Here is a 22,512-nt window from a genome sequence, read left to right as displayed (position 1 = left end):
GGATAGATATTCAACTAAGGAACACAGCTTACTAACAATGATAGGTAAGAGGGGTGTATATGAAAAAAAGAGTAAATCGTAATATAGCGAGAATATACGGTAAAAGCTATAAAAGAATGCTGGTAGTGGTTTTTATAGGAGCATTTATTGCAGCTTTGTCACAGCTTTTTTATACCTATGAGATAGGTGTTGTTATTGATGTAGCAAGTCATGAAGAAATTGTCAGAAATACTATTATCATTGGTGCAGCAGTTATCATTAGAGTTCTAACAAGCTTCATAAAAAAAAGGATATCTTTTAGAGTAAAGAACAGATTTTTGTATCGATTAAGGAAAATGGTAGCCGAGAAAATATGCTACTCTGATTATAAAGAACTTGAAGCAAAGGATGATAAGAAAATATTATCTATCATGTCTACAGATGTTGATGGATTTATAAAATGGTTTGATACCCTATTTCTGTTAGGAGAATTGCCTATAAAATTGGGATTATGTATTATATATATATTCTATATGTTTTATACAAGTTGGACTCTTATTGATTTAGTAGCAATTATAGGCTTGTTGCTTATTACCCTATTATTGAATAATATTTGGGCAAAAAGAATATATCCTCTTACCATGAAGGAAAGAGATAACAAAGGACAAGTAATCAACTATTTCATAAATTCTTTGAATTTCAGAATGATGATCAAGGCATATAATATGGAAAAAAAATTCATGGATGATAATAAAATCAAGCTGAGTAACTTAAAAAAATCAGAGCGCAAAACTTACTTATTTAACAGAATGATGAATTATTATGCTGCTATGAATGGTTATTTTGGATTTTTATTAGTGTTGGGCATTGGAGCTAAAAATATCATTAATGGTACATTGCAATTAGGACAATTGGTATCTATGCTTTTTTTAATGGATATAGTTGGACAAGGAATAACTATTCTTCAATCAATACCTGCTAATTATCAAAATGTTAGAGCATCCATAGATCGAGTAAATAGCATATTAGACTTAAAGGATAATAAAGAGGAGCAAGAAGAGTCGAAAGAAAATATTAATAACAATAATCCTAGCAATATTGCATATGAAATAAAAAATCTATCTTTTTGCTATACTGATAGTTATATATTAAAAAATATTAGTTTTAGTATAAATAAAGGTGAAAAGATAGCTATTGTTGGAAAAAGCGGTTGTGGTAAATCCACTTTATTAAAGCTGTTGTGTAATCTCTATGAACCACAGGAAGGTTCCATAGAATTCATGGGGCAGCCTATTAATAATATGAGTAAGAAGAGATATTATGAGAATATAGCTGTAGTTACTCAAGAGAGTTTTATACTAGATGATACTATTGGTAATAATGTCCGTATAGTTGATGAAAATAAGAAAACAACTGATGTGAAAAGGGCTGTAACTAAGGCACAGTTAAATGAATACATAGCTACTTTGGAAAATGGACTAGATACGGTTATTGGTACTGGAAGCCATATGCTATCTAATGGTCAAGACCAGAGGGTTAATATAGCAAGGGCATTTTTGAAAGATAGCCAGGTTTATATTTGCGATGAGCCCACATCAGCTTTGGACGAAGATAATACCAATAGGATTATGGATATATTTTTAGATGATTTAAAAGATAAGACCTTTATTGTAATTTGTCATAGTGGAATTGATTTTGAGCGATTTGACCGGGTTTTATTTATAAAAGATGCTAGAATAGCTGGATATGCGCCACATATGGAACTTATGGAAAAGAATGAAGAGTATGGAATGATGTTTGCAGAAATGTAACATATAGTTCTAAACATGAATAATAAGAGAGGTACATGTATATGAAAGCTATTAAAAAAATGATAAGAATTATTAAACAACATCCAATATTATGGATTGTTGGTATATTGGGTTATCCAGTGACGACTTTGGTTGCTCGCTTAATTTATGCCTATGGATTTGAATTATATGTGGAAAAACTTGAAGATAAAAGTATTACTATAAAACATATTGCATTACTCTTAGGGTTTGTCTTTGTAGGTTTATTAATAGCCAATCTACTTGAATACATAACAGCGTTTTTAATAAAACAATTTCGTTTATCTGCACGAACCAACATACAACAAGAAATCTATAATAAACTACAGAATGGACCTATATCAAAAACATCCATCTATGATAATGGAGAAGCGTTGACAAGATATAACACAGACTCAGATCTAGCAGCAGCTATGGTGACAGATGATGTTGTACTATCCATTTACCCCATTATCGTTGGTTTAGGATATATAGCATCCATCATTCTAGTTAATATCTATATTGGGATAATGGTCTTAATAATAGGTATTTTAATTATTTTCTTCAACAAGTATTTTGTAAAGTACCATAAAAAACTGAATCGAATGCACTTAGACGGTGAGGCCGATTTCATGAATCTATATCAGAACACAGTGCGAGGTAAAATGAGTATCCGCCTAATCAATGCTGAGAAAAAAATAAGTTCCAAGTTACAAGATAAAGCAGAGCACTTAAAATCAGTTGAGGATAAGATGGGGAGAATGGAATCTTATAAAATAATTACATTAGATTTATTTTCTTATATATGTTCAACTCTTATGATACCTGTGGCATGCCTGTTTAGTGCATGGGGTTATATATCTATTCCAGAAGTAATTTTAATAACTCAATTATGTAAGGATATCGTAATTCATATATCAGGATTTGGTTGGGCTGTTTCCAACTTCAAATCCCATGAAATATCATTAGACCGTGTCTTAGACATTATGGATATTGAAGATGAGAATAATGGAATTAAGCCTTCTTTACATAATGAAAATGAGCCTTTGTTAAAGTATGAAAATGTGAGATTACTCTATGGGGAAAAATGTGTATTAGATAACATCTCTCTAGAATTCTCTAAAGGTGAAATAGTTATGTTTTCAGGGCAAAGTGGCTGTGGTAAGTCAAGCCTCATCAAAGCATTGCTTGGGTTTGTAGATTATAATGGTAGGATATTATATAAAGGTGTTAATATAAAAGATTTCTCCATTCAAGAATTGAGAAAAGAAGTTGCATATGTACCAGAAAGGGCTGATATGTTTGAAGGGACAGTACTTGATAATATCCTGTATGGAGATTTTGATGCAACAAGGGAGCAAATAGTTGATGCTTTATCTAAGGCTGCTATCCATAAAGAGCTGGATATTGATTATGAAGTTGGGACAGAAGGGATGAATCTATCAGGTGGGCAGAAGCAGAGAGTTGCCATAGCCAGAAGTCTATTAAAAGAAGCGTCTGTCATTGTTTTGGATGAACCTACTGCTGCCTTGGACAGTGTATCAGAAAAGATTATCCTGGAGACATTAAAAGAGCTCAAGAATCAAGGGAAATGTGTTATTGCCATTACACATAGAGAATCTACATTGGCTATTGCTGATCGAATTATAAACATATAAGCCTAAAAGCTGTAGAGAGAAAGAGAGGTTTTTACATGAATAACAATCGTAGTATATTATACAATGAATACTTTTGCTTGGATGAGAAGGATTGCAGTTATATTGAAGAGTTAGATAACAAAATCTGTGAATTCTTAAAGATATTCAAGGCAAAGAATATTATAATACCCTCTTTTATAAGAAGAGATATATTGGAGAAAAGCGGATATTTTGGTAAAAATAGACATCAATTAACTGCAGTCGCAGTTGCTCATCCAGACCACTATGAACAAATTGAAGCAGAGAGAGAAATTACAGATGAAACGTCACAACTAAGTGGGCTATATTTGACTCCTGCCGCCTGTCTTCATGTTTACCCAATGTTTGAAAACCAAGTCATATCAGAATCAATGTGCCTTACAGGAAAAGGAAAAGTGTATCGATATGAAGGGGGAAAGCATGATGGATTACAGCATTTTTGGGAATTCAATGTAAGAGAGTGTATTTTTATTGGATCAGAGTCATATGTCAGGGAATCCTTAGAACAATTTGAAAAGTGGTTGTATCAGTATGTATTGACTATAGATGAAGATGCAGTTGTACAACCAGCCTTTGATCATTTCTTTGGTTCATCCAACCAGTTGAAAGCATGGAAAAAATTTCAGTTAATGAATCAAATGAAACGAGAATTGATTGTTCATATTGATGAAAGGGAAATTGCTCTTGCTTCATTTAATTATCATGGTACAAAGTTCAGTAAGACATATAATTTTGATAATAGTAATGAGATTGTTACAGGTTGTGTAGGTGTTGGACATGAAAGATGGTTAAGATTAATTAAGTGGATAAATGAGAAGTAATTTCTGGTAGAGGAATTGAAGAGAGAAGAACTCAAGATAATGATGGAATTATTAGATATAATACCAGAGAGGAAGGATACAAATGATGAATATTGTGATTGAGGAGAATCCAGCATATGATTGTTTGGATATGTTGATAGCTGCAATATCTAAATATATAAAGTGTGAATATAGGTTAATGTTTATAGACGCATGGCGCTTTCTTTATAATAATAATCAAGAATGGGAAAGTCTTGGAGATAAGATTGCATTATACTCTCTAAAATGGGCATATTTACATAAATATCATGGATTAGATACTAATATTGTTGTTAAAAATACATTATCTGAAAAGATAGATTTTATACGGGATCAAATCAAACAAGATAAACCAGTTGTTATAAAAATGGATATATATTATTGCCACTGGATTATTAGAAGCTACAAAGTAAGACATTCAGATCATTTTTGTATTGTAACTGATATGGATGATGAGAATATTTATTGTATAGATTCATATGTTATAAATAAAAAAGTAGCTTTGCCTTATAAAGATTTTGCAGAAGGGAATTCATTATTTCTGACATTTGAGCAAAAACAACAAGTCAAGAAACTAGATTGGAAATCTTTAATAAAAAAAGAATTGAAGTGTATAAATAAATATAATATGATTCATTGTATTATTGAATTTTCTAGGGACGTTAAAAAGAGTTTTGATGTTAAAAAAGAGATTGAACCATATAAAGATATGATATCTGTTTCACCAATAATCTCAAAACTTGGAGAAGTATACCGTAATAGACGGCGATTCGCACTCTCACTAATGTGTTTGATGGAACAATATGAAATTAATGATCTAAAATTCATAATAGATAGGTTAATATATGTATCTAATGTATGGAGTATGGTCTATGGGATGCTTATTAAATCTAACTATATTGAGAATTCATCAGATTACATTGATAAAGTTGCCAAGAAGATAGAGGAAGTAGCTAGTTTTGAAAAAGAAATCATTGATGAGTTATATAAGATTTTAGATGATGAGCCTATAAAACCATTTGTTCCATATACCCATTATAAGAAATATGAATTCAGTAAGTATCAATATTTAGATATTACCTCACATTTTAATAATAATGCTATTGGATATATTGAGAATCAAACGTATTATCCTAATGTGATAGGAGATGATAGATTTTTAGTGGTGAATGAGAATCTAGAAATAGATGTATTAGAAATAGAAAATATGAAATTTAGATTGCCTAAGTATGTAAATGAAACATGTGACAATATTGAATGTTATTCACAAGTGCTAGATATAGATCAAATAGATGAAACCAGCTATGATAGTATTTTTATACTAGGGTGTTGTGATATTGGTAGTCATTCAAACGATATTATAATTAATTACAATGATGGTACTAAGGAGAAGAAGGTATTATACTTGACTTCTTGGCTAAGTGAATCACCTAGATTTAATGATTTGATAGCTTGGGTAGGAGAGGGTGCTGTAATTAAAGATAATAAAATAAAATGTTATGATTTTGATGTTCACATATATGGTACTAGTATAGCAGTTGATTCCAGTAAAATCATCAAAAGCATTGAGTTGCCTTATTGTCCCAATATGCATATTTTTTCTATCACAATGGCAAAAAAGAACGAGTGATATGGTAATAACAATAATTATTACAAAGAGATTGGAAGTAGAGGGACTGTTATATAATATATCCATTATGGAAGAGGTATTATAATATCCACAGTCCCTTATTATAGTATCAGGCTTTTTCTAAACGTTCTATTTCTGTAATAAATCTAGGTATGATACTCTGTTCTCTATCACAAACATCTTCTAATAAAGGTATGATTTTTTCTATTATTTCAACGCGTTTTGTCATATTAAATTTCAAGAATAAGTTACGTATTGAAAAGCAGATTTGCTGAATAGTGATATATTCATCTTTAATTGCTTCTAAATCACATACAGTTCCAGTATATTTTTTCATGAGATATTCTATTCTTATTACCATACATTTTTTATGTTCCCATAATAAATGGAAAGGTCTAATATCATTTACCCCTACATTATTGTGCAATAATTTGAGATATTTAATTAGTTGCTCATATATATCAATTCCATATGCAAAGTCTGTAGTAGGGTTTCTTAGTATAGTATACTTACTGCTAGAGTTTTCACCATTAAGGTAATCAAGTAATGAATTTTTTATGCAATTCAAATCTAAATCATATGTAAAATCATCTTTTATATGTAAAAGTTTTATATCATGATTATGTGTAGCTAGGTCACTTGAAGCTTGTTCAAATTCATCATAACTTATTTTGGTACTGTTGAAAATACCCTTACTATCAAAACCTAATATATCATATTCCTTTTTATCATTATCAAAACCATAAATCATATTTTCATGGAAAAAGTGTTCTTTTTGGTATGTAGGTCTGTTTGGAACATAGTATTCATCAAGATGACAAACTATATAGTTATCTCGCATTAATGAATTAATAATTGATCGGTTTATATTTATATTACAATCAATTAATGTGTAATTATCTATTGAATGAGTATTAAGCCACGGTATACCAGGATATATAGAACCAACCCAAGGGATTTCAGTTGCAGTACATAATGTGAAAAAGTCAAAAAAATTATTTCTTAGGGTAGTACGACATATCAATTGAATATAGTTACAAGAAAACCAGGGCATACACTTATCGTAATTAAAAATTATTGATAATGGGAATGCATGGACTACATAGCCAATAATTGGAGTACTACTAATGGGTAGTTTTTTGCTATTCATTTTTATTTTAATCCTCCTTGATTAAATTAATTTAGAAATAGCTTGTATTAATATATGAGTGTTTATATTTTGATTAATACAAGTAACTTAGAATGTTGCTAATATTTATAATATTATTTGATTGTATCAGCAATGTGTGATTGTGTCAATAATATTTGACTATAATTAATATATGTATGAGTGTTTGATGGAAATAATGTTCATTAATGGTACTTATTATTTGCAACATTCATATATATTTCTATGATATATGCTAAAAAAACAACATATCTAAATTATTAATAATAATTAATTAGTTAAGAATTGTATTACTATTAGTTTTTTGTGGAATATGGTATACTATTGGTAAATTAGGAGTTGTATTATATGATAAAAAATTTACAACTATTTAAATAAACATAGTATTTAAGAAAGAGATTGATATAATGGAGAAAAGAAATAAATTAATTATTAAGCCTACAATAATGAACCCATACTATGATAAACCTAATTGGTTTGAATCAGAAGTGGATATTGATCGATGCTTTTTATATTAGTTGTACATATACAGAATTGCTTGTAGCTTTGAGTGAGATGAAAAGTGATTTAATCTCGTTTATAGAAGGTCCATGCTTTGATTACCTTGCAAGATTTAATTTGAAATATGCTAATAATATGATAAATCATTTGAAGAAATTACTTATTGATGTTTAAATTAACAGAATATGAGGTGGAGTTATATTGGATAAAAGACTTTCTAAAGAGGAATGAGAATTTTAGGCAAATTATTTTTGTTTGTTTTGATAAAGAGAATTATCTAATATATACAGAATTAATAGGTATGACAGAATGAGCAATAGCATCTGAAGATGAGAATTTCATAATATCAATGTAATGATTAATAAGAGAAGATATAGAGGTGGAAACTAACATGAACTATACAGAATTAAGCAAAGAAGTATCTTATGCCCTAAGACATAATCCACAGGAGTATGGCTTAGTACTTGATGACGATGGATGGGTAGATACAGAAGATTTATTAGAGGCATTAAGAAAAAAGAAAAAATGGAACAAAGTAGATGTAAATGATTTAATAAAAATAATTGATGAATCAAATAAAAAGAGACATGAAATTATTGATAATAAAATAAGAGCACTATATGGGCATTCAACTAATAAAACAATTATAAAGGAAAAGATTGAACCGCCCGAATTTCTATATCATGGTACTGCTAGAAGATTTCTTGACTCAATAAAGAAGAATGGGTTGACTCCAATGAAAAGACAATACGTTCATTTATCAGAAGATAAGGAGACAGCTTATGAAGTAGGCAAACGTAGAGATAGCAAACCTGTAGTGTTGAAAGTAATGGCTAAAGATGCATGGAATAATGGAGTAGCCTTTTACTTAGGTAATGATACCATTTGGTTATCAGATTTAATACCCAATAATTATATTACCCATGAATAGATATGAATAATTTTATTAGGCTTTTTATTATAAACAGGTATAAAAAACACTTTTATAGTGGTATAATATAATTAAGATTATAATAATTGTAATTATATTGAGGTGGAAATTATGAAGAGCTTTTTAGGTAGGAAAACAGAATTACAAAAGTTAAGTAGTGAGTATAAGAGAGAGAGCAGTTTCGTTGTTATGTACGGTAGGTGTAGAGTTGGTAAAACCACACTCATCAAAGAATTTATCAAGGATAAGAAAGCACTATATTTTCTATCTACATCTGAACTTGAAATAAATAATAGGAATAGATTCATAAAATCCATAGCTGATTTTACTGGTATGCCTTATCTCAAAAATAGTAACTTTGATAATTGGTATGATATTTTTGAAATAATCGTTAATTATCAACCAGAAGAAAAAAAGATAATTGTCATAGATGAATTTCAATATCTTGTTAACGCTAATCCATCTTTTACTTCTATATTCCAAAGAATATGGGACGATATATTAAAAGATAATAATATTATGGTTATATTATGTGGCTCTTATATTAGTATGATGACAACCCAGGTTCTTCATTATTCCAGTCCGTTATATGGTAGAAGAACATGTCAAATGAAGCTTAAGCCTCTTAAATTTACTGAAATAAAAGAAGGTTTTAGGAATTTACGATTTAATGAACTGGTAAGTCTATATGCAGTAACAGGTGGTGTGCCTAAATATCTAGAGTTCTTTGATAATAATTTAGGTTTTTTTGAAAATATAAAAAATGAGATATTGGATAAGAATGGATTCTTATACGAAGAACCAACATTTTTATTGCAAAAAGAAGTTAGAGAGACTATGACATACTTCTCTATGATACAGACTATTGCTGATAACAATCATAAGCTATCTAAGATAGCATCAGCACTAGAAGTTCCAGCTACAAAGCTTACGCCCTATATAAAAACGCTAATGGACTTGAGCCTAGTGGAAAAACGTATACCAGTAACAGAAAAAAATCCAAGTAAAAGTAAGAAGGGATTATATTATATAGAGGATAACTTTATAGAATTTTGGTTTAGATTCGTTTATCCTTATAAAAGTGAGCTAGAGATGGAAAACATACAGTATGTTGTTGATAAAATCAAGAATAATCTTATAGATAATCATGTAAGTTTTGTATATGAAGATATTTGTAGGGAACAGTTTGTTAATCAATCAAGTGAATTGGGATTTATAATTAGCAAGATAGGAAGTTATTGGGATTCCAAAGTGGAGATTGATATTGTTGCTATAGATAATGATAATAAGAAACTTATCGTCGGTGAATGTAAGTATTTGAATAAACCAATGAAGGATAGTGTATTTTATAACTTGATTGAAAAAGCTGATAGCATAAAAGGTTATGATGATTATGACAAGGTTTATGTATTGTTTTCTCTAAATGGTTTTGAGGATAGGATTATGAATATAAATAATACACGTAATGATTTGATTTTATTTGATAATAACAAATAGTTATTTAATGATTTCTACTAATATATAAAATACATTATATTAACCATTACAATTTTATCACATATTTCTAACCACTCTAATAATATTATTAATATATAAATAATTATTTAGAGAGGTTATTTGTTTATGAAGAAAACAAGTAAAATCAGACATTTGTTTCCTGGGGGGAATACCACACAAGGATTTTTTTCATACTATGACAATATTTTAAGACAAGATGAAGCAACTAGAATTATTTGTCTAAAAGGGGGACCAGGAGTAGGTAAATCCACCTATATGAAGAGAATAGGCAAAGCTATGGAAGAGAAAAACTACGACATAGAATATCTACACTGTTCCTCAGACCCTGACTCATTAGATGGAGTTTTTATACCAGCTATAAAATTTGCAATAATTGATGGAACATCACCCCATGTAGTTGACCCTAAAAATCCGGGAGCAGTAGATGAGATTATCCATCTAGGAGATTTCTGGAATGAAGAAGGCATAGTAAAAAATAAAAAACAAATTTTAGATGTCAATGCTGCTGTAGGTAAATTATTTAAACGTGCCTATAGATATTTAGCAGCTGCTAAGAATCTATATACTGATATTGAGCTGATACACCAAGACGCAGTTAATAAAGCAGGAGTTTATATTGAAGCACAAAAAATTATTTCTAAGATATTAGGGAATATTAATGTATCAAAGAAAATTGGCAGAGTAAGAAAATTATTCGCCAGTGCCATTACACCAAAAGGATTTGTTAATCATCTGGATTCAGTTATTGGCTGTAATGATAAAATATATAGAATAATAGGCGAACCAGGTACCAATACATCAAAATTGCTTGAGTTGATTATGGAAGATGCCATAAAAAAAGGAATAGACGTTGAAGCTTTTTATTGTCCTATAGATCCTGAAAACAAAATTGAGCATTTAGTAATAAAAAAACTTGGTGTGGCATTTATAACAACTAATGATTTCCATGACTTGAAAGTTGTTAATTCCCAGATAATAGATATGAACAAATATATTGATTATACTATATTAAATCAGTATTTTGACGTATTACAATATGATTATAGAGTATTTAGAGAACTAGTGGAAACTGCAATAACTACTATTCATGATGCAAAGAAATCTCATGATTATCTTGAAACTCTTTATATTCCACATATGGATTTTGACAAAGTAAAACAAAGTGAAGATAAGACGCTGAAGAGAATACTTAAATATGCTGAAGAACTTAATGTTTAAAAGTAATTGACATATATGTCTAATAATAATATAACGTGGATATATCTATTTATTAATCTAATTAGTACACTGGATTATAAAAAATACGATATATCCATATTTATTATCATCTATTTTATTTTACTCCTTTCATAATCCGTATTTTATTGATAAAATAAGAATTAACTTTTAAAGATAGAGGTAGAGCCCATGATAGATCTGAAACTCTTAACATTTATAACTGTAGCTAAGACCAAGAATTATACTAGGGCTGCAGATATTCTGAATATAACTCAACCTGGAGTCTCCCAGCATATAAAAGCGTTGGAAGATTATTATAATGTAAAACTTTTTTACAAACACGGAAAACAAATGGAATTGACCAGCGAAGGTAGGTTACTCTTTTCTTATGCAATAGAAGTTAATAGGATGAGCGAAATGATTAAACATGAATTAATCAATAAATCATCTATAATCAATAAATACTATGTAGGTGCAACATTAACAATAGGAGGTTATGTATTACCTAAGATTATCGGTGAATATCGCAAAAAATACGAAAATACAGATATTATTCTTTACGTAGAAAATACAGAAGCTATAATTAAAAGATTATATAGTGGAGATATTTATTTAGGTGTAATAGAAGGACCTTTCAATAAAGCAAAAGTCAAATACGAGAAATTTCGAGATGATGAATTGGTATTGGCAGTATCTAAATCACATCCATTTGCTGAAAAAAAATCAGTAGCAATTGAGGAAGTACTACAGAACAAGCTGATTCTAAGAGAAAAAGGCTCAGGAACAAGAAAAGTATTTGAAAATAAACTTATAGCATCTGGTTATAGATTAGAAGATATGAACGTTTATATGGAGATAGGAAATATAACAGCATTAATTTCTTTGGTGGAATCTAATTTGGGATGTACTATCATATCAAAAGAGGCTGTAAAAGCATCTGTAAAAGCTGATAAACTTAAAATAGTTCCCATTAAGAATTTTAATATTATGAGGGAGTTTAATTTTGTCTATCTAGACCAGTCCCAATATGGTTTTATTAAAGATTTTATTGAGTTTTGTAAAAATCCTAAGTAACTCCTGATAGTTGAATGAATAGACTTTGCATAAATATTTCTTATGATAATATAATTTATTATAATTTTACCTTATAGGTGTGGGCTGGTATAATTACTCTTGAAAAAGAATAAGAAGGACGGATTATTTATGAATAAAACTATTAAGAAGTATGTACCGGGTATTGTTTTTGTACTAGCTATATCTATTGCATCAATGTTTCTAAATGATTTGCTAAAGGTATATATTAACCTTGAAGCACTTACTATAGCCATCATAATAGGTATCATTTATAACAATACTGTAGGAACACAAAAAGTATTTAATGAGGGTGTCAAGTTTTCTCTAAAAAAACTCCTTAAAGTGGGAATAGTTTTACTTGGATTCAAGTTGAACATTAATTCCTTATTACAATTGGGACCTAAAATATTGATAATGGTTATGATTTATGTCCCTGTAGCCCTAATTTTATCAATGATGTTAGGTAAAGTATTAAAAGTCAACAAGAAATTATCTGCTCTTATAGGTGTTGGGTCATGTATATGTGGTGCATCTGCTGTAGTTGCAATGGCTCCATGTATAGGTGCAGATGATGATGATTCAGTAATATCTGTATCAATAGTAAGTTTTTTAGGTGCTATTGGAGTGCTGATATATTCAGGAGTAGCAGCTAGTCAAATGGATCTGTCACCAGTTCAATATGGCGCATGGTCAGGTCTTTCTCTTCATGGTGTTGCTCATGCTCTTGCTGCTGCATTTGCTGGAGGTAATGAAGCAGGGGAGATAGGGACCATTGTCAAGATGACAAGAGTGTTGATGCTTGTACCTGTATCAATTGTTTTAAGTCTCATATTCAATAAAGGAAATACTAGTAGCAAGAAGACTAAATTTCCTATGTATGTACTATATTTCATTTTAGCAGGAGTTATAAATTCATTAGGCATAATTCCAACTGGTATCACTAATATGTTAACGAAAGCAAGTTCAATATTTATATTGATGGCAATGACAGCTATGGGATTATCAGTCAATTTGAAAAGTATACTAAATAAGGGTGTAAAGGCTTTAATTACTGGTACCATCTTATTCATAATATTATCTACAGGTAGCTTGTTAGTAATTATGAATATCTTATAATTTTAAATCTATTAGTTAAAAAAAATGACTTAAAAAATGTGCGGACAGCACATTTTTTTAAAATTAAAGACATATAATGAATGAAAAAACAAAGAAATAGAATACTAGTAAGTTTGTTATTTACAAAAATTGAAATCCATGATATTATGGAATTAGATATTTAGAATATTATCTAAATATGTAAAGACCATATATATTTTTATTTTAAGTCACAGAAAATCGAAATATGAACTAACTAAAACTGTAAAAAGGAGAATAGAATGTTAAAAGTTAATAATTTATCAAAAACATATTCAAAAGGAAACACCAAGGCAGTAGATAATCTTAATTTTTCAGTTAAGAAAGGGGAGATATTTGGATTTTTAGGACCCAATGGAGCAGGAAAAACAACTACTATCAAAATGATTGTTGGACTTTTGAAACCAACAAATGGTAAGGTTATAATCAATAATATAGATAATCAGAAGAATGTATTACAAGCTAAGAGACACATCAGTTATGTACCTGATAAACCCGAGGTATTTGATAAGTTAAAAGGTATAAGTTATCTTAACTTCATTGCTGACGTATATGGAGTTAAACAGGAAGATAAAAGAAAAAGAATGGAATATTATCTAGAATTATTTTCCATGAAAGATGCAGTAAATGATGTAATAAGCAGTTATTCTCATGGTATGAAGCAAAAGATTGCTTTAATAGGTGCACTTTTACATGAACCTGACCTTTTTATATTAGATGAACCAATGGTTGGGCTAGATCCAAAGTCTTCATATAACTTAAAAGAGGTTATGAGAAGTAGATGTGAAAAGGGTAAGTCAGTATTCTTTTCAACCCATGTTTTAGAAGTAGCAGAGAAATTATGCGATAGAATAGCTATTATAAATAAAGGAAAAATTATAGCTCAAGGCACAATGGAAGAATTGAGAGCTCTAGAGGGAGAAGAAAATTCTTTGGAAAAAATATTCTTGGAGTTGACAGAAAAATGAGAGATATAATAAGACTAACCAAAGTAAGTTTAATTAGTGGCTTCAATCTGCATAGTTTCAATATAAAAAATATAAGAATAAACAAACAGCTATGGAAATTACTATTAGCAATAGCTATTATTATAACCTTTGCTGTTATGTATATAGGTTATTTTAAATTTATTGATAAACTGAGCTTAACTTTTATACAAATGAATCAAAGTTATTATTTTAATGCCTTATTATATAATATAATGAGTCTCCTTATATTTATATTTGGGATACCTTATATAATGGCTTATTTCTATTTTTCAAAAGAAACTGAGATGTTATTAGCCTTACCTATCAAGCCTAAAAATATATTGGTATCAAAATTCTTATTGCTTATGATATATGAATATATAATAGTATTCTTAGCTGTGACACCTGCATTTATAATTAACGGAATTCATCAAAATGCTGGTTTAGTGTATTATGTAATTTCAGTAATTTTACTACTCATTATACCAATGGTACCCTTAGCACTATGTAGTATTATATTGATGTTAGTGGCTAGGGTAACTAATTTCAGTAGTAAAAGGAATTTAATCAGGGGTATATTTTTATTCTTGATAACATTTTTGGCAATAGGTATTCAGATATATCTACAAAACAATGCTGTATTAATAGAACAAGGGGAGTTCTACCAGAATCTATTGACTAATAATGAAACTTTGATAAATATGTTAGGTAATATTAATCCTTTAGCAAAATGTCTAGGAACATCCCTAGTATCTACTTTAACTATAAGAAGTATTATGAACTTACTCATATTTATTATAGTGAATTTAATGTTTTTTGGTTTGTTTGTTGTTGTAGGAGATAAGGTTTATTTAGATGGAATAATTGGTGGTAATGAAGTTAGGTCCAAGAAAAAAGAACTAACTGATAAAGAATTCAATAGAGAGATTAACAAGAAAAGCAGTCCTTATTTAGCAATATTTAAAATAGATTTTATTACTATATTAAAAACACCAATTTATTTATTTAATTGTTATGGAGCGGCTATTATAGTGCCTATAATAATTATTTTACCATTAATGTTTGGAGGAGAGATCAGTTCCATATCAATTGATTCAATATTAGATTTGTATTATGTTAATACAGACTTTGCTAATTTTATTATTGCAGGTGCTCTAATTTTAACATGCTTGTTTAATCCTACTTCAGCTACTACTTTTTCTAGGGAAGGTAAATATTTTTGGATAAGCAGGATGATACCAGTGAAATCTAGAGATCAGATTATTGGAAGAAGCATAAGCGCTTTGTTGCCACAGATTTTCTTGGTAATAGTTCTCATAATAGGATTAAATTCAGTATTGGATGTTCAAATAGGCACATATATCATTGGGTGTGGATTAGGATTATTAAGTTCAGTACCTATAATATTACTAGGAATGATAGTTGATATACAACGACCATTATTAAATTGGAGTAATCCTCAGAGGGCTGTAAAACAAAACATGAATGTCATAGTTACAATGTTATTGGGAAGTATTATAGTTTTAGGTTTAGGTGGATTAACATGGTTGCTACTGAGATTAATGGTTGATAGCATGATAATTTTTGGTATTGATTTGGTTATAATCTTATTACTTACAATTATTTTATACAAGATACTGAAAAATAAAATTCAAGTCAGGTTCGTTGAAATAAATCAATAGGATCAATAATATTTGAAAAATGAATATTCATTGGAACATAGGAATGGCTGTACATAATATACAGCCATTTTAACTTATATGGTAATGTTCGTTATAATGTTGGTGGGTAAATACCTACCATGTCGGAATTATGAATATAGATATAGTCATTTGGTTGTGGATCAAGAATCACTAAATGTACCATTCCATCTCGAGTAATTCCTTTAATATAGACATTTACTCTACCATAACCAGGAATATAAGTGTTGATAACCTTTCCAATATTATCTTTAATAACTGGAGCAGGAATATACTTTAATGAAGGATCTTTTTTACCGCCCTTTTTAGGTCTTTTTCTATTACGTTCCCTTTCTCTTGGTGGATAAGACTTATATGCTGGTAATACTGACCATGGATCATACCCATAATCATCAGGCATCTGTTCCTCAGGTTGATAGTTATAATTATTATAGTCAGATGGTTCTTGAGTTGGAGGAGCATTATTATAATTATTTGGTTGTTGAGGATTACTTTCGTAATAACTTTCCATATAATTAGGGAAAACACTCCAAGGGTTAAATTGTTGTTGATTAGGATTTTTATCTAAATTGTAATGTTTTTTCTCTTCTGTCTTGATATAAGGACTCACATAAATCACCTCCTATATTATATTATGGAAAAGCTAATTATTTTGGGATAAGTAATTGAAATATACAAGAATAAATGAAATGATTTATGTAATAATGTAAAAATTAATGGTTAAAATACTTATGTAACTATTTAATTCAACAAAGAATAAGTTTATGAATAGGAGTAATATCATGCATAAGAATGAAGAAAACAAAAAGAATAAGAACAATAATTATAATACTGATATCCCTGATTATAGTTCTAAATTAGATAATTCCAACACACCTTATCCAAATCCTCAAGATGATTATGATGAATTTGCAAAAGAGTTGAATCCAGATGATTTTGAATAAGTAATTTAAAAGTGGCTGACTCATAAAATGTAAATCTTGCTAGAAGATTTACTAAAATGTATTATGAGAAAGCCGCTTTTGCTTTTTGTTTTAACTGATGAAATTATCTAGCTTCAAAACTACCACAATCTGTAATTTCTTGTGTCTTTACTGAATTAGTCAAATTATCCAAATTAGAAACGCTGGAATTAACTACTTTGATGTGATCAAGTGAACAATAATCATTATCTGTATGATATTTACATTCACTTACTGTACACCCTATGCTAGCATTATAATTTCCTGATTGCATCAAAAAGACTCCTCTCATGTTACATTAATATAGTAATCAATAGAAAAAACTAATGGTTAATACACAAATATCTATAATGACTATCATATACATTTTAACTATTTATCATCTTATGTATTAACCATAATATTAATTTCTCCTAAAAATAATGTATTATGCATAAAGCTATAATGAAAAGATAAAGTAATATTGGAACAAAATGGCTATAATAACCGTCATAAATATATAAGTTAAAAAGGAGAGGTTAATAATGAAGAAAAATTTAAGTTTTGGTATTATGATATGTATGCTGAGCTTAATGATAACAGGTAGCTGTTTACTCATTGATAATAACTACGTGAATGCAGAAAATAACCAGTCTATTACAGTAAATAAACAACAAGAGGAAGCTAACATCAAAGAAATATTTGATTCATCTATTAACATATACAATAAAATTCAATCAAAATTCGATATCAATTTCATAAAAAAAATTACAACTTCAACTGACAGCAAAAATATTTTTGAATTGCCTACTATAAAATCTAAAGATGAGCTGATAAAACTTGTAAATGAGCATATGTACGATTATTGTAATGAAATTAAAGGTGAAATACAAATTACAATGAATTCTAAAAATGAAGCATCTACAGAAAGTAAATCATCTGCTAAATCTAATTCTGACACCAATAATCAAGTTGAAGGAGTAGAAGAAGGAGACAGTGTAAAAACCGATGGTAAATTTATATATATAATAAATAATAATAAAATATCTATAATAAATCCTAATCCAGAAGAAGGGAAAATAATAAGTGAAATAACATTAGGTGAAGATGAAAAAGATATTGCAGAAATATTTTTGGCAGATAATAAATTAATAGTAGTCGGCAACAAATACGGTTTCTATGTAGATAAAAAACCAATGTATTCTAAGAAGAAAGATAATACTACCCATTTTCGTCATACCTATGATATTAATGTAGAAACAAGTTTTGTTAAAATATATGATCTGGAAAATATCAACGCACCTAAAATAATTAAAGATTATACTTTTGATGGATACTACATTTCTGGAAGAACCATAGAAGATAATTTTTATATGGTAACATCCAAGACAATAGGAAATTACATATATTATGATTACAAGGATAAAAGTGGTTTTGACAATAATATTTTACCATGCTTTATTGACAATGAAACCATGGAAAAAACTACTATAAACTATAACCAAATCAAATATTTCCCAGGTAATTTAGAACCAAACTATATAGTTACTATAGGGATAGATTTAACAGACATAGAAGAGATACCAGATGTTAATGCTTACTTAGGTAAAACTAGGAATATTTATGTATCAGAAAATTACTTGTATACTTCATTCTATAAAGACAGAGAAACAATTATCTACCAATTTAAGCTTGAAGATGGAAAAATAACCGAATCAGGCAAAGGTAAAGTTAATGGAAGTATATTAAATCAATTTTCCATGGATGAACATAACAACCACTTCAGAATCGCTACAACAAGTAATGATTGGAGTAGTAGTAAGTCAGGAAACAATGTTTATATACTAGATAATAATATGAATACTGTAGGTAAGTTAGAAAATATAGCTAAAGGAGAGAAAATATACAGTACAAGATTTATGGGAGATAAATTATACATGGTTACATTTAAACAAATTGACCCATTTTTTGTAATAGATACATCGGATGTAACCAAACCAGAAGTACTTGGATATCTAAAAATACCAGGTTATAGCAAATATCTCCATATGATAGATGATAACCATGTATTAGGCTTTGGGCAAGAGACACATGAAGGAAAATATGGTGCTAGAACAGATGGATTCAAAATATCTCTATTTGATGTAACTGATGTTAATAATCCAATAGAAAAAGACAAAACTGTAATAGGAGAAGCTGGTACCAGTTCAGAATTATTATATAATCATAAGGCACTAATGTATCTGAATAAAGATAACATGATGGCTTTCCCTATACAGATTGTAGAAGATCATCAACACACCTTCAAAGGTGCTTATGTCTATAATATAAATAATCACTCACTAGAATTGAAAGGCACATTAACTCAATTTGATAGCCCAAGCGAATTCAAAGTCTATTATCCAGATAAGAATATCACTAGAATATTATTTATAGATAAATATCTATATACAATATCAGAAAATGCTGTCTTTATACATGATGTAAATAACTTGAAGAAAATAGGAGAAGTCAAATTATATTAAAACGAATGGGCTAAATATATTACATACAAGTAAAATCATACTGTAATATATTTAGCCCATAAAAATAAAAGCCCCTAGCTACTTACAACTAAAGGCATATATATGTATATTAATTCAATTTATTTAAAAAGAATATAGACAAAGTACCTGGACCTGAATGAGCACCAATAGCACAACCAACATCTCTAATTACAAATTCCTTGATTCCAAACTTTTCTTCCAATTTAGCTTTTACTTTCAAAGCTGTTTCCATATCATCAGCATGATTAATAGCAACGATCTGTTCTCCTAATCTGTCACCACGTTCTTCAACAATACCAATCATTCTGTTAATGGATTTCTTTCTACCTCTAACTTTTTCAACAGGTATCAGTTTTCCATCTTCTACATCTAAAATAGGTTTGATATGAAGAACTGATCCTATTACTGCAGCAGTTTTAGAAACACGTCCACCTCTATATAGATATTCTAAATCATCAACAGTAAATATGTGTTCCATATGATTCTTGCAGTAAAGTATTCTATCTATAACTTCTTCTTTTGAAGCACCACCTTCAGCAGTTAAAGCACTCAAATAAACTATTAGACCAAAACCAAGAGAAGCAGCTTTTGAATCAATAACAGTTAAATCAAAATCTGGATATTCCTCTTTGATATCTTGCTCAACAATCTTAGCTGTTTGATATGTACCTGATAATTCTGAAGAGAAAGCGATATAAATACATGGCTTGCCACAATCCACATATTTCCTGAACATTATATCAATACTTTCATATGTTGCCTGAGCAGTTTTTGCTATGCCGCCCTCACGCATATATTTAAATAGTTCTGCTGGTTTAACATCTACATTATCTTTATACTCTTTATCATTCATATAAACAATCAATGGTAAAACGTCTATATCATATTTGCTAATTATATCATCAGGTAAATCACAGGCGCTGTCTGTTATTATTTTTACATTCATTTAGTATCCCTCCTTAGATAGTTATAACTATATTGTACACTAATTTCTAATTTTATACTATCATTTTTACTGATTTTTTAGGTATATACTCACAACAGAGTCCTAATACACGAAAATACCATATATAATGATAAGAACGCCTTTTACAGGTTGTTACTACATCTAAATTAGATAATAGCAACAAATGTAACAGAAGTGATTATCATTATATATGGTATCAACATACTACCGTTGTCTTATGCTACACAAACTAATTATCATTTATAACACTAGAAGTAATAACCTTAAAACTTCCCTCATTCAAATAATTCTCTATCCTAGTAAAAGTCTCATTATAAGCTCCATTATCCATCAAATTAATTGTACACTTATCAGAATCCAACTTAGATAACTCAGACTCTAGATTCTGTATACTCATAGATTTGTCATTTAAAGTAATCTCATCATCCTTAACTACAATATTATAATATTTACCATCCTTATCTTTGCTAGCCTTATTTGATTGTGCAGAATTAGAAGATTTATTCAAATCTATTTTAAAATTAAACCAATCAAAACCAAAATTATCAGCTCCTAGAAATACAAGTAACCCAAGAACGATGATTGTTAAAGAAACTTTACCCTTCCTACTTTTTTTTCTATATCTTGACATCTTCATTTCTCCTTTTATCTAACCTATCGGTAAGACATATTTTGTTTTGAAAATCTTATCTGTTCCGTGTTTCTGTTGGATATCTTTTATAGCATCCCATACAAGGTTAAAGGCATATCTATAAACGTGATCCTCTTCACTTAATGTAATCAATATGAAAGTATAACCACCTTCTCTATCATCAATAACTTTCTCAATAATATCTTTTAGCTGTTCTTTTTTATTATTTCTACCATCTTTGGAATCTATTTCTTCCAAGGTAATATAAGTATTCATATCTTGCTCGTTGATAAACAATTCATTTTGTGTCGATTTCAACTTGATATCAATAAAAAAATACTTTTTAGATATAGTTTCATATTTGTGGAGTTGATTTAAGATTGAATCATCATCAATCAACTTATCTATATCTTTACTATCAGCAATATCTTCTAGAGTTTTTTCATTATCAGAAAACCATTTTGTTAGGTTCTCTGACACATTAAGTAATGTATCCCTTTCATTAGCTATATCAAAAGACATCTCATCAATGTTATCATTAAGATTATCAACTTCTTTTTGCAGATCTATAATAGTATTTTTCAGGTCTGTTATATGTTTGTCTTTTTCGTTGATTGTAGATTGCAATTCATTATTTAACTTTTCTTCACCATTAATCTTGGTATCTTTCTCTGAACTAGCTGCATTTACATTTAACATAAATGCGAAAAGCAATATTAGTACAACATCAAGCAATGGCGTCAGATCAAGAAATATTTTTTGTTTCATAATCATCACCTTTACTTGTATATCTATCAATTCTGCTTATCAATAGATTGAAATTATCATCATTAAAAGCTATCTTAGGTGAAACTGTTCCATCAATTGCTTTAAAAATTATAGCACATACTAATCCCCAGAAAGTAGAAGTTAAAGCCGTAGTGAAATTCAGCATTATTGTATCACTATTAAAAGAAACAAGCCTAAGTAAAGAGATTATGGTTCCAAGTATACCCATAAGTGGGAAGATAGTTGTTATTGAAACAAATACGTGATAGCACTTTGTTTCTTTTTCTTTTAGTTTGCGTAATAAGTGCAGATCCAATTCAGAATTATTATTCTGTCTAATTGAATTGATTATCTTTTCTATGGGAAGATAGATAGTTGGTTGCAAAGAATGTTCTAACTCAGCATTATATTTCTTTAACCTAGGTAAAATATAAAATAGATTAACAAGGGCTAAAATAATAATTAAACCATCATAGCCAAGTAAGTTTTTAAAGATTATTACAAAAAACTGCATA

Annotated in this window: 20 protein-coding genes; 13 read left to right on the top strand and 7 right to left on the bottom strand. The window is 29.0% G+C overall.

Annotation, left to right across the window (positions count from 1 at the left end):
- Positions 1-59: 59 nt before the first annotated feature.
- The 4 genes from HYG85_RS05585 to HYG85_RS05570 all read left to right on the top strand — a co-directional run bounded on the left by HYG85_RS05585 (position 60) and on the right by HYG85_RS05570 (position 5,932).
- Entirely contained in the window at positions 60-1,790 is a 1,731-nt protein-coding gene (locus HYG85_RS05585; protein ID WP_212692649.1) for an ABC transporter ATP-binding protein, read from the top strand.
- A gap of 41 nt (positions 1,791-1,831) precedes the next feature.
- Complete coding sequence (locus HYG85_RS05580) at positions 1,832-3,445, top strand: ABC transporter ATP-binding protein (protein WP_212692648.1); 1,614 nt, start codon at positions 1,832-1,834, stop codon at positions 3,443-3,445.
- A 35-nt stretch (positions 3,446-3,480) separates the two neighbouring features.
- Positions 3,481-4,284 (top strand): class-II aminoacyl-tRNA synthetase family protein, encoded by an 804-nt coding sequence (locus tag HYG85_RS05575; protein WP_212692647.1) that lies wholly within the window; start codon positions 3,481-3,483, stop codon positions 4,282-4,284.
- Between the two features lie 82 nt (positions 4,285-4,366).
- Positions 4,367-5,932 carry a hypothetical protein gene (locus HYG85_RS05570; protein WP_212692646.1) on the top strand — a complete coding sequence of 522 codons (1,566 nt, stop codon included), beginning with the start codon at positions 4,367-4,369 and terminating at the stop codon, positions 5,930-5,932.
- A gap of 109 nt (positions 5,933-6,041) precedes the next feature.
- Here the strand turns inward: HYG85_RS05570 and HYG85_RS05565 are convergent, their stop codons facing one another.
- Positions 6,042-7,082, bottom strand: coding sequence for a hypothetical protein (locus tag HYG85_RS05565; protein ID WP_212692645.1), 1,041 nt, complete (start codon positions 7,080-7,082; stop codon positions 6,042-6,044).
- Positions 7,083-7,992: 910 nt separating this feature from the next.
- Here HYG85_RS05565 and HYG85_RS05560 point away from each other — a divergent pair.
- The 7 genes from HYG85_RS05560 (at position 7,993) to HYG85_RS05530 (ending at position 16,126) form a co-directional block, all read left to right on the top strand.
- Positions 7,993-8,532, top strand: a complete 540-nt coding sequence (locus HYG85_RS05560) for an RNA 2'-phosphotransferase (RefSeq protein WP_212692644.1) — start codon at positions 7,993-7,995, stop codon at positions 8,530-8,532.
- A gap of 111 nt (positions 8,533-8,643) precedes the next feature.
- Positions 8,644-10,029 carry an ATP-binding protein gene (locus HYG85_RS05555; RefSeq protein WP_212692643.1) on the top strand — a complete coding sequence of 462 codons (1,386 nt, stop codon included), beginning with the start codon at positions 8,644-8,646 and terminating at the stop codon, positions 10,027-10,029.
- A gap of 126 nt (positions 10,030-10,155) precedes the next feature.
- The gene (locus HYG85_RS05550; RefSeq protein ID WP_212692642.1) at positions 10,156-11,268 is read left to right on the top strand and encodes a PRK06851 family protein; all 1,113 of its coding nucleotides are present in this window, start codon (positions 10,156-10,158) and stop codon (positions 11,266-11,268) included.
- Between the two features lie 189 nt (positions 11,269-11,457).
- A complete protein-coding gene (locus HYG85_RS05545; protein WP_212692641.1) occupies positions 11,458-12,342 on the top strand; it encodes a LysR family transcriptional regulator in 885 nt (294 codons plus the stop codon).
- A gap of 129 nt (positions 12,343-12,471) precedes the next feature.
- Positions 12,472-13,458, top strand: coding sequence for a YeiH family protein (locus tag HYG85_RS05540; protein WP_212692640.1), 987 nt, complete (start codon positions 12,472-12,474; stop codon positions 13,456-13,458).
- Between the two features lie 260 nt (positions 13,459-13,718).
- Positions 13,719-14,444, top strand: a complete 726-nt coding sequence (locus tag HYG85_RS05535; protein WP_113672029.1) for an ABC transporter ATP-binding protein — start codon at positions 13,719-13,721, stop codon at positions 14,442-14,444.
- On the top strand, positions 14,441-16,126 hold the full coding sequence (locus HYG85_RS05530) for a putative ABC transporter permease subunit (protein ID WP_212692639.1): 1,686 nt from the start codon (positions 14,441-14,443) through the stop codon (positions 16,124-16,126). Before HYG85_RS05535 ends, HYG85_RS05530 begins: the two co-directional genes overlap by 4 nt.
- Before the next feature lie 91 nt (positions 16,127-16,217).
- Here the strand turns inward: HYG85_RS05530 and HYG85_RS05525 are convergent, their stop codons facing one another.
- Positions 16,218-16,754 carry a hypothetical protein gene (locus HYG85_RS05525; protein ID WP_212692638.1) on the bottom strand — a complete coding sequence of 179 codons (537 nt, stop codon included), beginning with the start codon at positions 16,752-16,754 and terminating at the stop codon, positions 16,218-16,220.
- A gap of 172 nt (positions 16,755-16,926) precedes the next feature.
- On the opposite strand from HYG85_RS05525, the gene HYG85_RS05520 reads away from it, so the two are divergent.
- Positions 16,927-17,088, top strand: a complete 162-nt coding sequence (locus HYG85_RS05520) for a hypothetical protein (RefSeq protein ID WP_212692637.1) — start codon at positions 16,927-16,929, stop codon at positions 17,086-17,088.
- 103 nt (positions 17,089-17,191) lie between these two features.
- Here the strand turns inward: HYG85_RS05520 and HYG85_RS05515 are convergent, their stop codons facing one another.
- On the bottom strand, positions 17,192-17,380 hold the full coding sequence (locus tag HYG85_RS05515) for a DUF1540 domain-containing protein (protein ID WP_113672017.1): 189 nt from the start codon (positions 17,378-17,380) through the stop codon (positions 17,192-17,194).
- Positions 17,381-17,630: 250 nt separating this feature from the next.
- On the opposite strand from HYG85_RS05515, the gene HYG85_RS05510 reads away from it, so the two are divergent.
- Positions 17,631-19,610, top strand: coding sequence for a beta-propeller domain-containing protein (locus tag HYG85_RS05510; RefSeq protein ID WP_212692636.1), 1,980 nt, complete (start codon positions 17,631-17,633; stop codon positions 19,608-19,610).
- Positions 19,611-19,719: 109 nt separating this feature from the next.
- On the opposite strand, the gene HYG85_RS05505 is transcribed toward HYG85_RS05510, so the two are convergent.
- The 4 genes from HYG85_RS05505 to HYG85_RS05490 all read right to left on the bottom strand — a co-directional run bounded on the left by HYG85_RS05505 (position 19,720) and on the right by HYG85_RS05490 (position 22,511).
- Positions 19,720-20,577 (bottom strand): DegV family protein, encoded by an 858-nt coding sequence (locus HYG85_RS05505; RefSeq protein ID WP_212692635.1) that lies wholly within the window; start codon positions 20,575-20,577, stop codon positions 19,720-19,722.
- A 250-nt stretch (positions 20,578-20,827) separates the two neighbouring features.
- Positions 20,828-21,229: a hypothetical protein gene (locus HYG85_RS05500; RefSeq protein ID WP_212692634.1), complete on the bottom strand. Its 402-nt coding sequence runs from the start codon at positions 21,227-21,229 to the stop codon at positions 20,828-20,830.
- Positions 21,230-21,247: 18 nt separating this feature from the next.
- Positions 21,248-21,997 carry a hypothetical protein gene (locus HYG85_RS05495; RefSeq protein WP_212692633.1) on the bottom strand — a complete coding sequence of 250 codons (750 nt, stop codon included), beginning with the start codon at positions 21,995-21,997 and terminating at the stop codon, positions 21,248-21,250.
- Positions 21,975-22,511, bottom strand: coding sequence for a MotA/TolQ/ExbB proton channel family protein (locus HYG85_RS05490; RefSeq protein WP_212692632.1), 537 nt, complete (start codon positions 22,509-22,511; stop codon positions 21,975-21,977). The genes HYG85_RS05495 and HYG85_RS05490 overlap by 23 nt, the downstream gene beginning before the upstream one ends.
- Position 22,512: the final 1 nt, after the last annotated feature.

This window comes from Vallitalea guaymasensis, from assembly GCF_018141425.1.
Classification (GTDB): Bacteria; Bacillota; Clostridia; order Lachnospirales; family Vallitaleaceae; genus Vallitalea; species Vallitalea guaymasensis.
Note: the sequence above shows the minus strand (reverse complement) of the source record. Positions and strands in the feature narration are given on the sequence as shown.

What these genes read in the sequence shown, in the direction of transcription:
- HYG85_RS05585 (WP_212692649.1), top strand. Translation starts at nt 60, where the DNA reads ATGAAAAAAAGAGTAAATCGTAATATAGCGAGAATATACGGTAAAAGC.
- HYG85_RS05580 (WP_212692648.1), top strand. Translation starts at nt 1,832, where the DNA reads ATGAAAGCTATTAAAAAAATGATAAGAATTATTAAACAACATCCAATA.
- HYG85_RS05575 (WP_212692647.1), top strand. Translation starts at nt 3,481, where the DNA reads ATGAATAACAATCGTAGTATATTATACAATGAATACTTTTGCTTGGAT.
- HYG85_RS05570 (WP_212692646.1), top strand. Translation starts at nt 4,367, where the DNA reads ATGATGAATATTGTGATTGAGGAGAATCCAGCATATGATTGTTTGGAT.
- HYG85_RS05565 (WP_212692645.1), bottom strand. Translation starts at nt 7,082, where the DNA reads ATGAATAGCAAAAAACTACCCATTAGTAGTACTCCAATTATTGGCTAT.
- HYG85_RS05560 (WP_212692644.1), top strand. Translation starts at nt 7,993, where the DNA reads ATGAACTATACAGAATTAAGCAAAGAAGTATCTTATGCCCTAAGACAT.
- HYG85_RS05555 (WP_212692643.1), top strand. Translation starts at nt 8,644, where the DNA reads ATGAAGAGCTTTTTAGGTAGGAAAACAGAATTACAAAAGTTAAGTAGT.
- HYG85_RS05550 (WP_212692642.1), top strand. Translation starts at nt 10,156, where the DNA reads ATGAAGAAAACAAGTAAAATCAGACATTTGTTTCCTGGGGGGAATACC.
- HYG85_RS05545 (WP_212692641.1), top strand. Translation starts at nt 11,458, where the DNA reads ATGATAGATCTGAAACTCTTAACATTTATAACTGTAGCTAAGACCAAG.
- HYG85_RS05540 (WP_212692640.1), top strand. Translation starts at nt 12,472, where the DNA reads ATGAATAAAACTATTAAGAAGTATGTACCGGGTATTGTTTTTGTACTA.
- HYG85_RS05535 (WP_113672029.1), top strand. Translation starts at nt 13,719, where the DNA reads ATGTTAAAAGTTAATAATTTATCAAAAACATATTCAAAAGGAAACACC.
- HYG85_RS05530 (WP_212692639.1), top strand. Translation starts at nt 14,441, where the DNA reads ATGAGAGATATAATAAGACTAACCAAAGTAAGTTTAATTAGTGGCTTC.
- HYG85_RS05520 (WP_212692637.1), top strand. Translation starts at nt 16,927, where the DNA reads ATGCATAAGAATGAAGAAAACAAAAAGAATAAGAACAATAATTATAAT.
- HYG85_RS05515 (WP_113672017.1), bottom strand. Translation starts at nt 17,380, where the DNA reads ATGCAATCAGGAAATTATAATGCTAGCATAGGGTGTACAGTAAGTGAA.
- HYG85_RS05510 (WP_212692636.1), top strand. Translation starts at nt 17,631, where the DNA reads ATGAAGAAAAATTTAAGTTTTGGTATTATGATATGTATGCTGAGCTTA.
- HYG85_RS05505 (WP_212692635.1), bottom strand. Translation starts at nt 20,577, where the DNA reads ATGAATGTAAAAATAATAACAGACAGCGCCTGTGATTTACCTGATGAT.
- HYG85_RS05500 (WP_212692634.1), bottom strand. Translation starts at nt 21,229, where the DNA reads ATGTCAAGATATAGAAAAAAAAGTAGGAAGGGTAAAGTTTCTTTAACA.
- HYG85_RS05495 (WP_212692633.1), bottom strand. Translation starts at nt 21,997, where the DNA reads ATGAAACAAAAAATATTTCTTGATCTGACGCCATTGCTTGATGTTGTA.
- HYG85_RS05490 (WP_212692632.1), bottom strand. Translation starts at nt 22,511, where the DNA reads ATGCAGTTTTTTGTAATAATCTTTAAAAACTTACTTGGCTATGATGGT.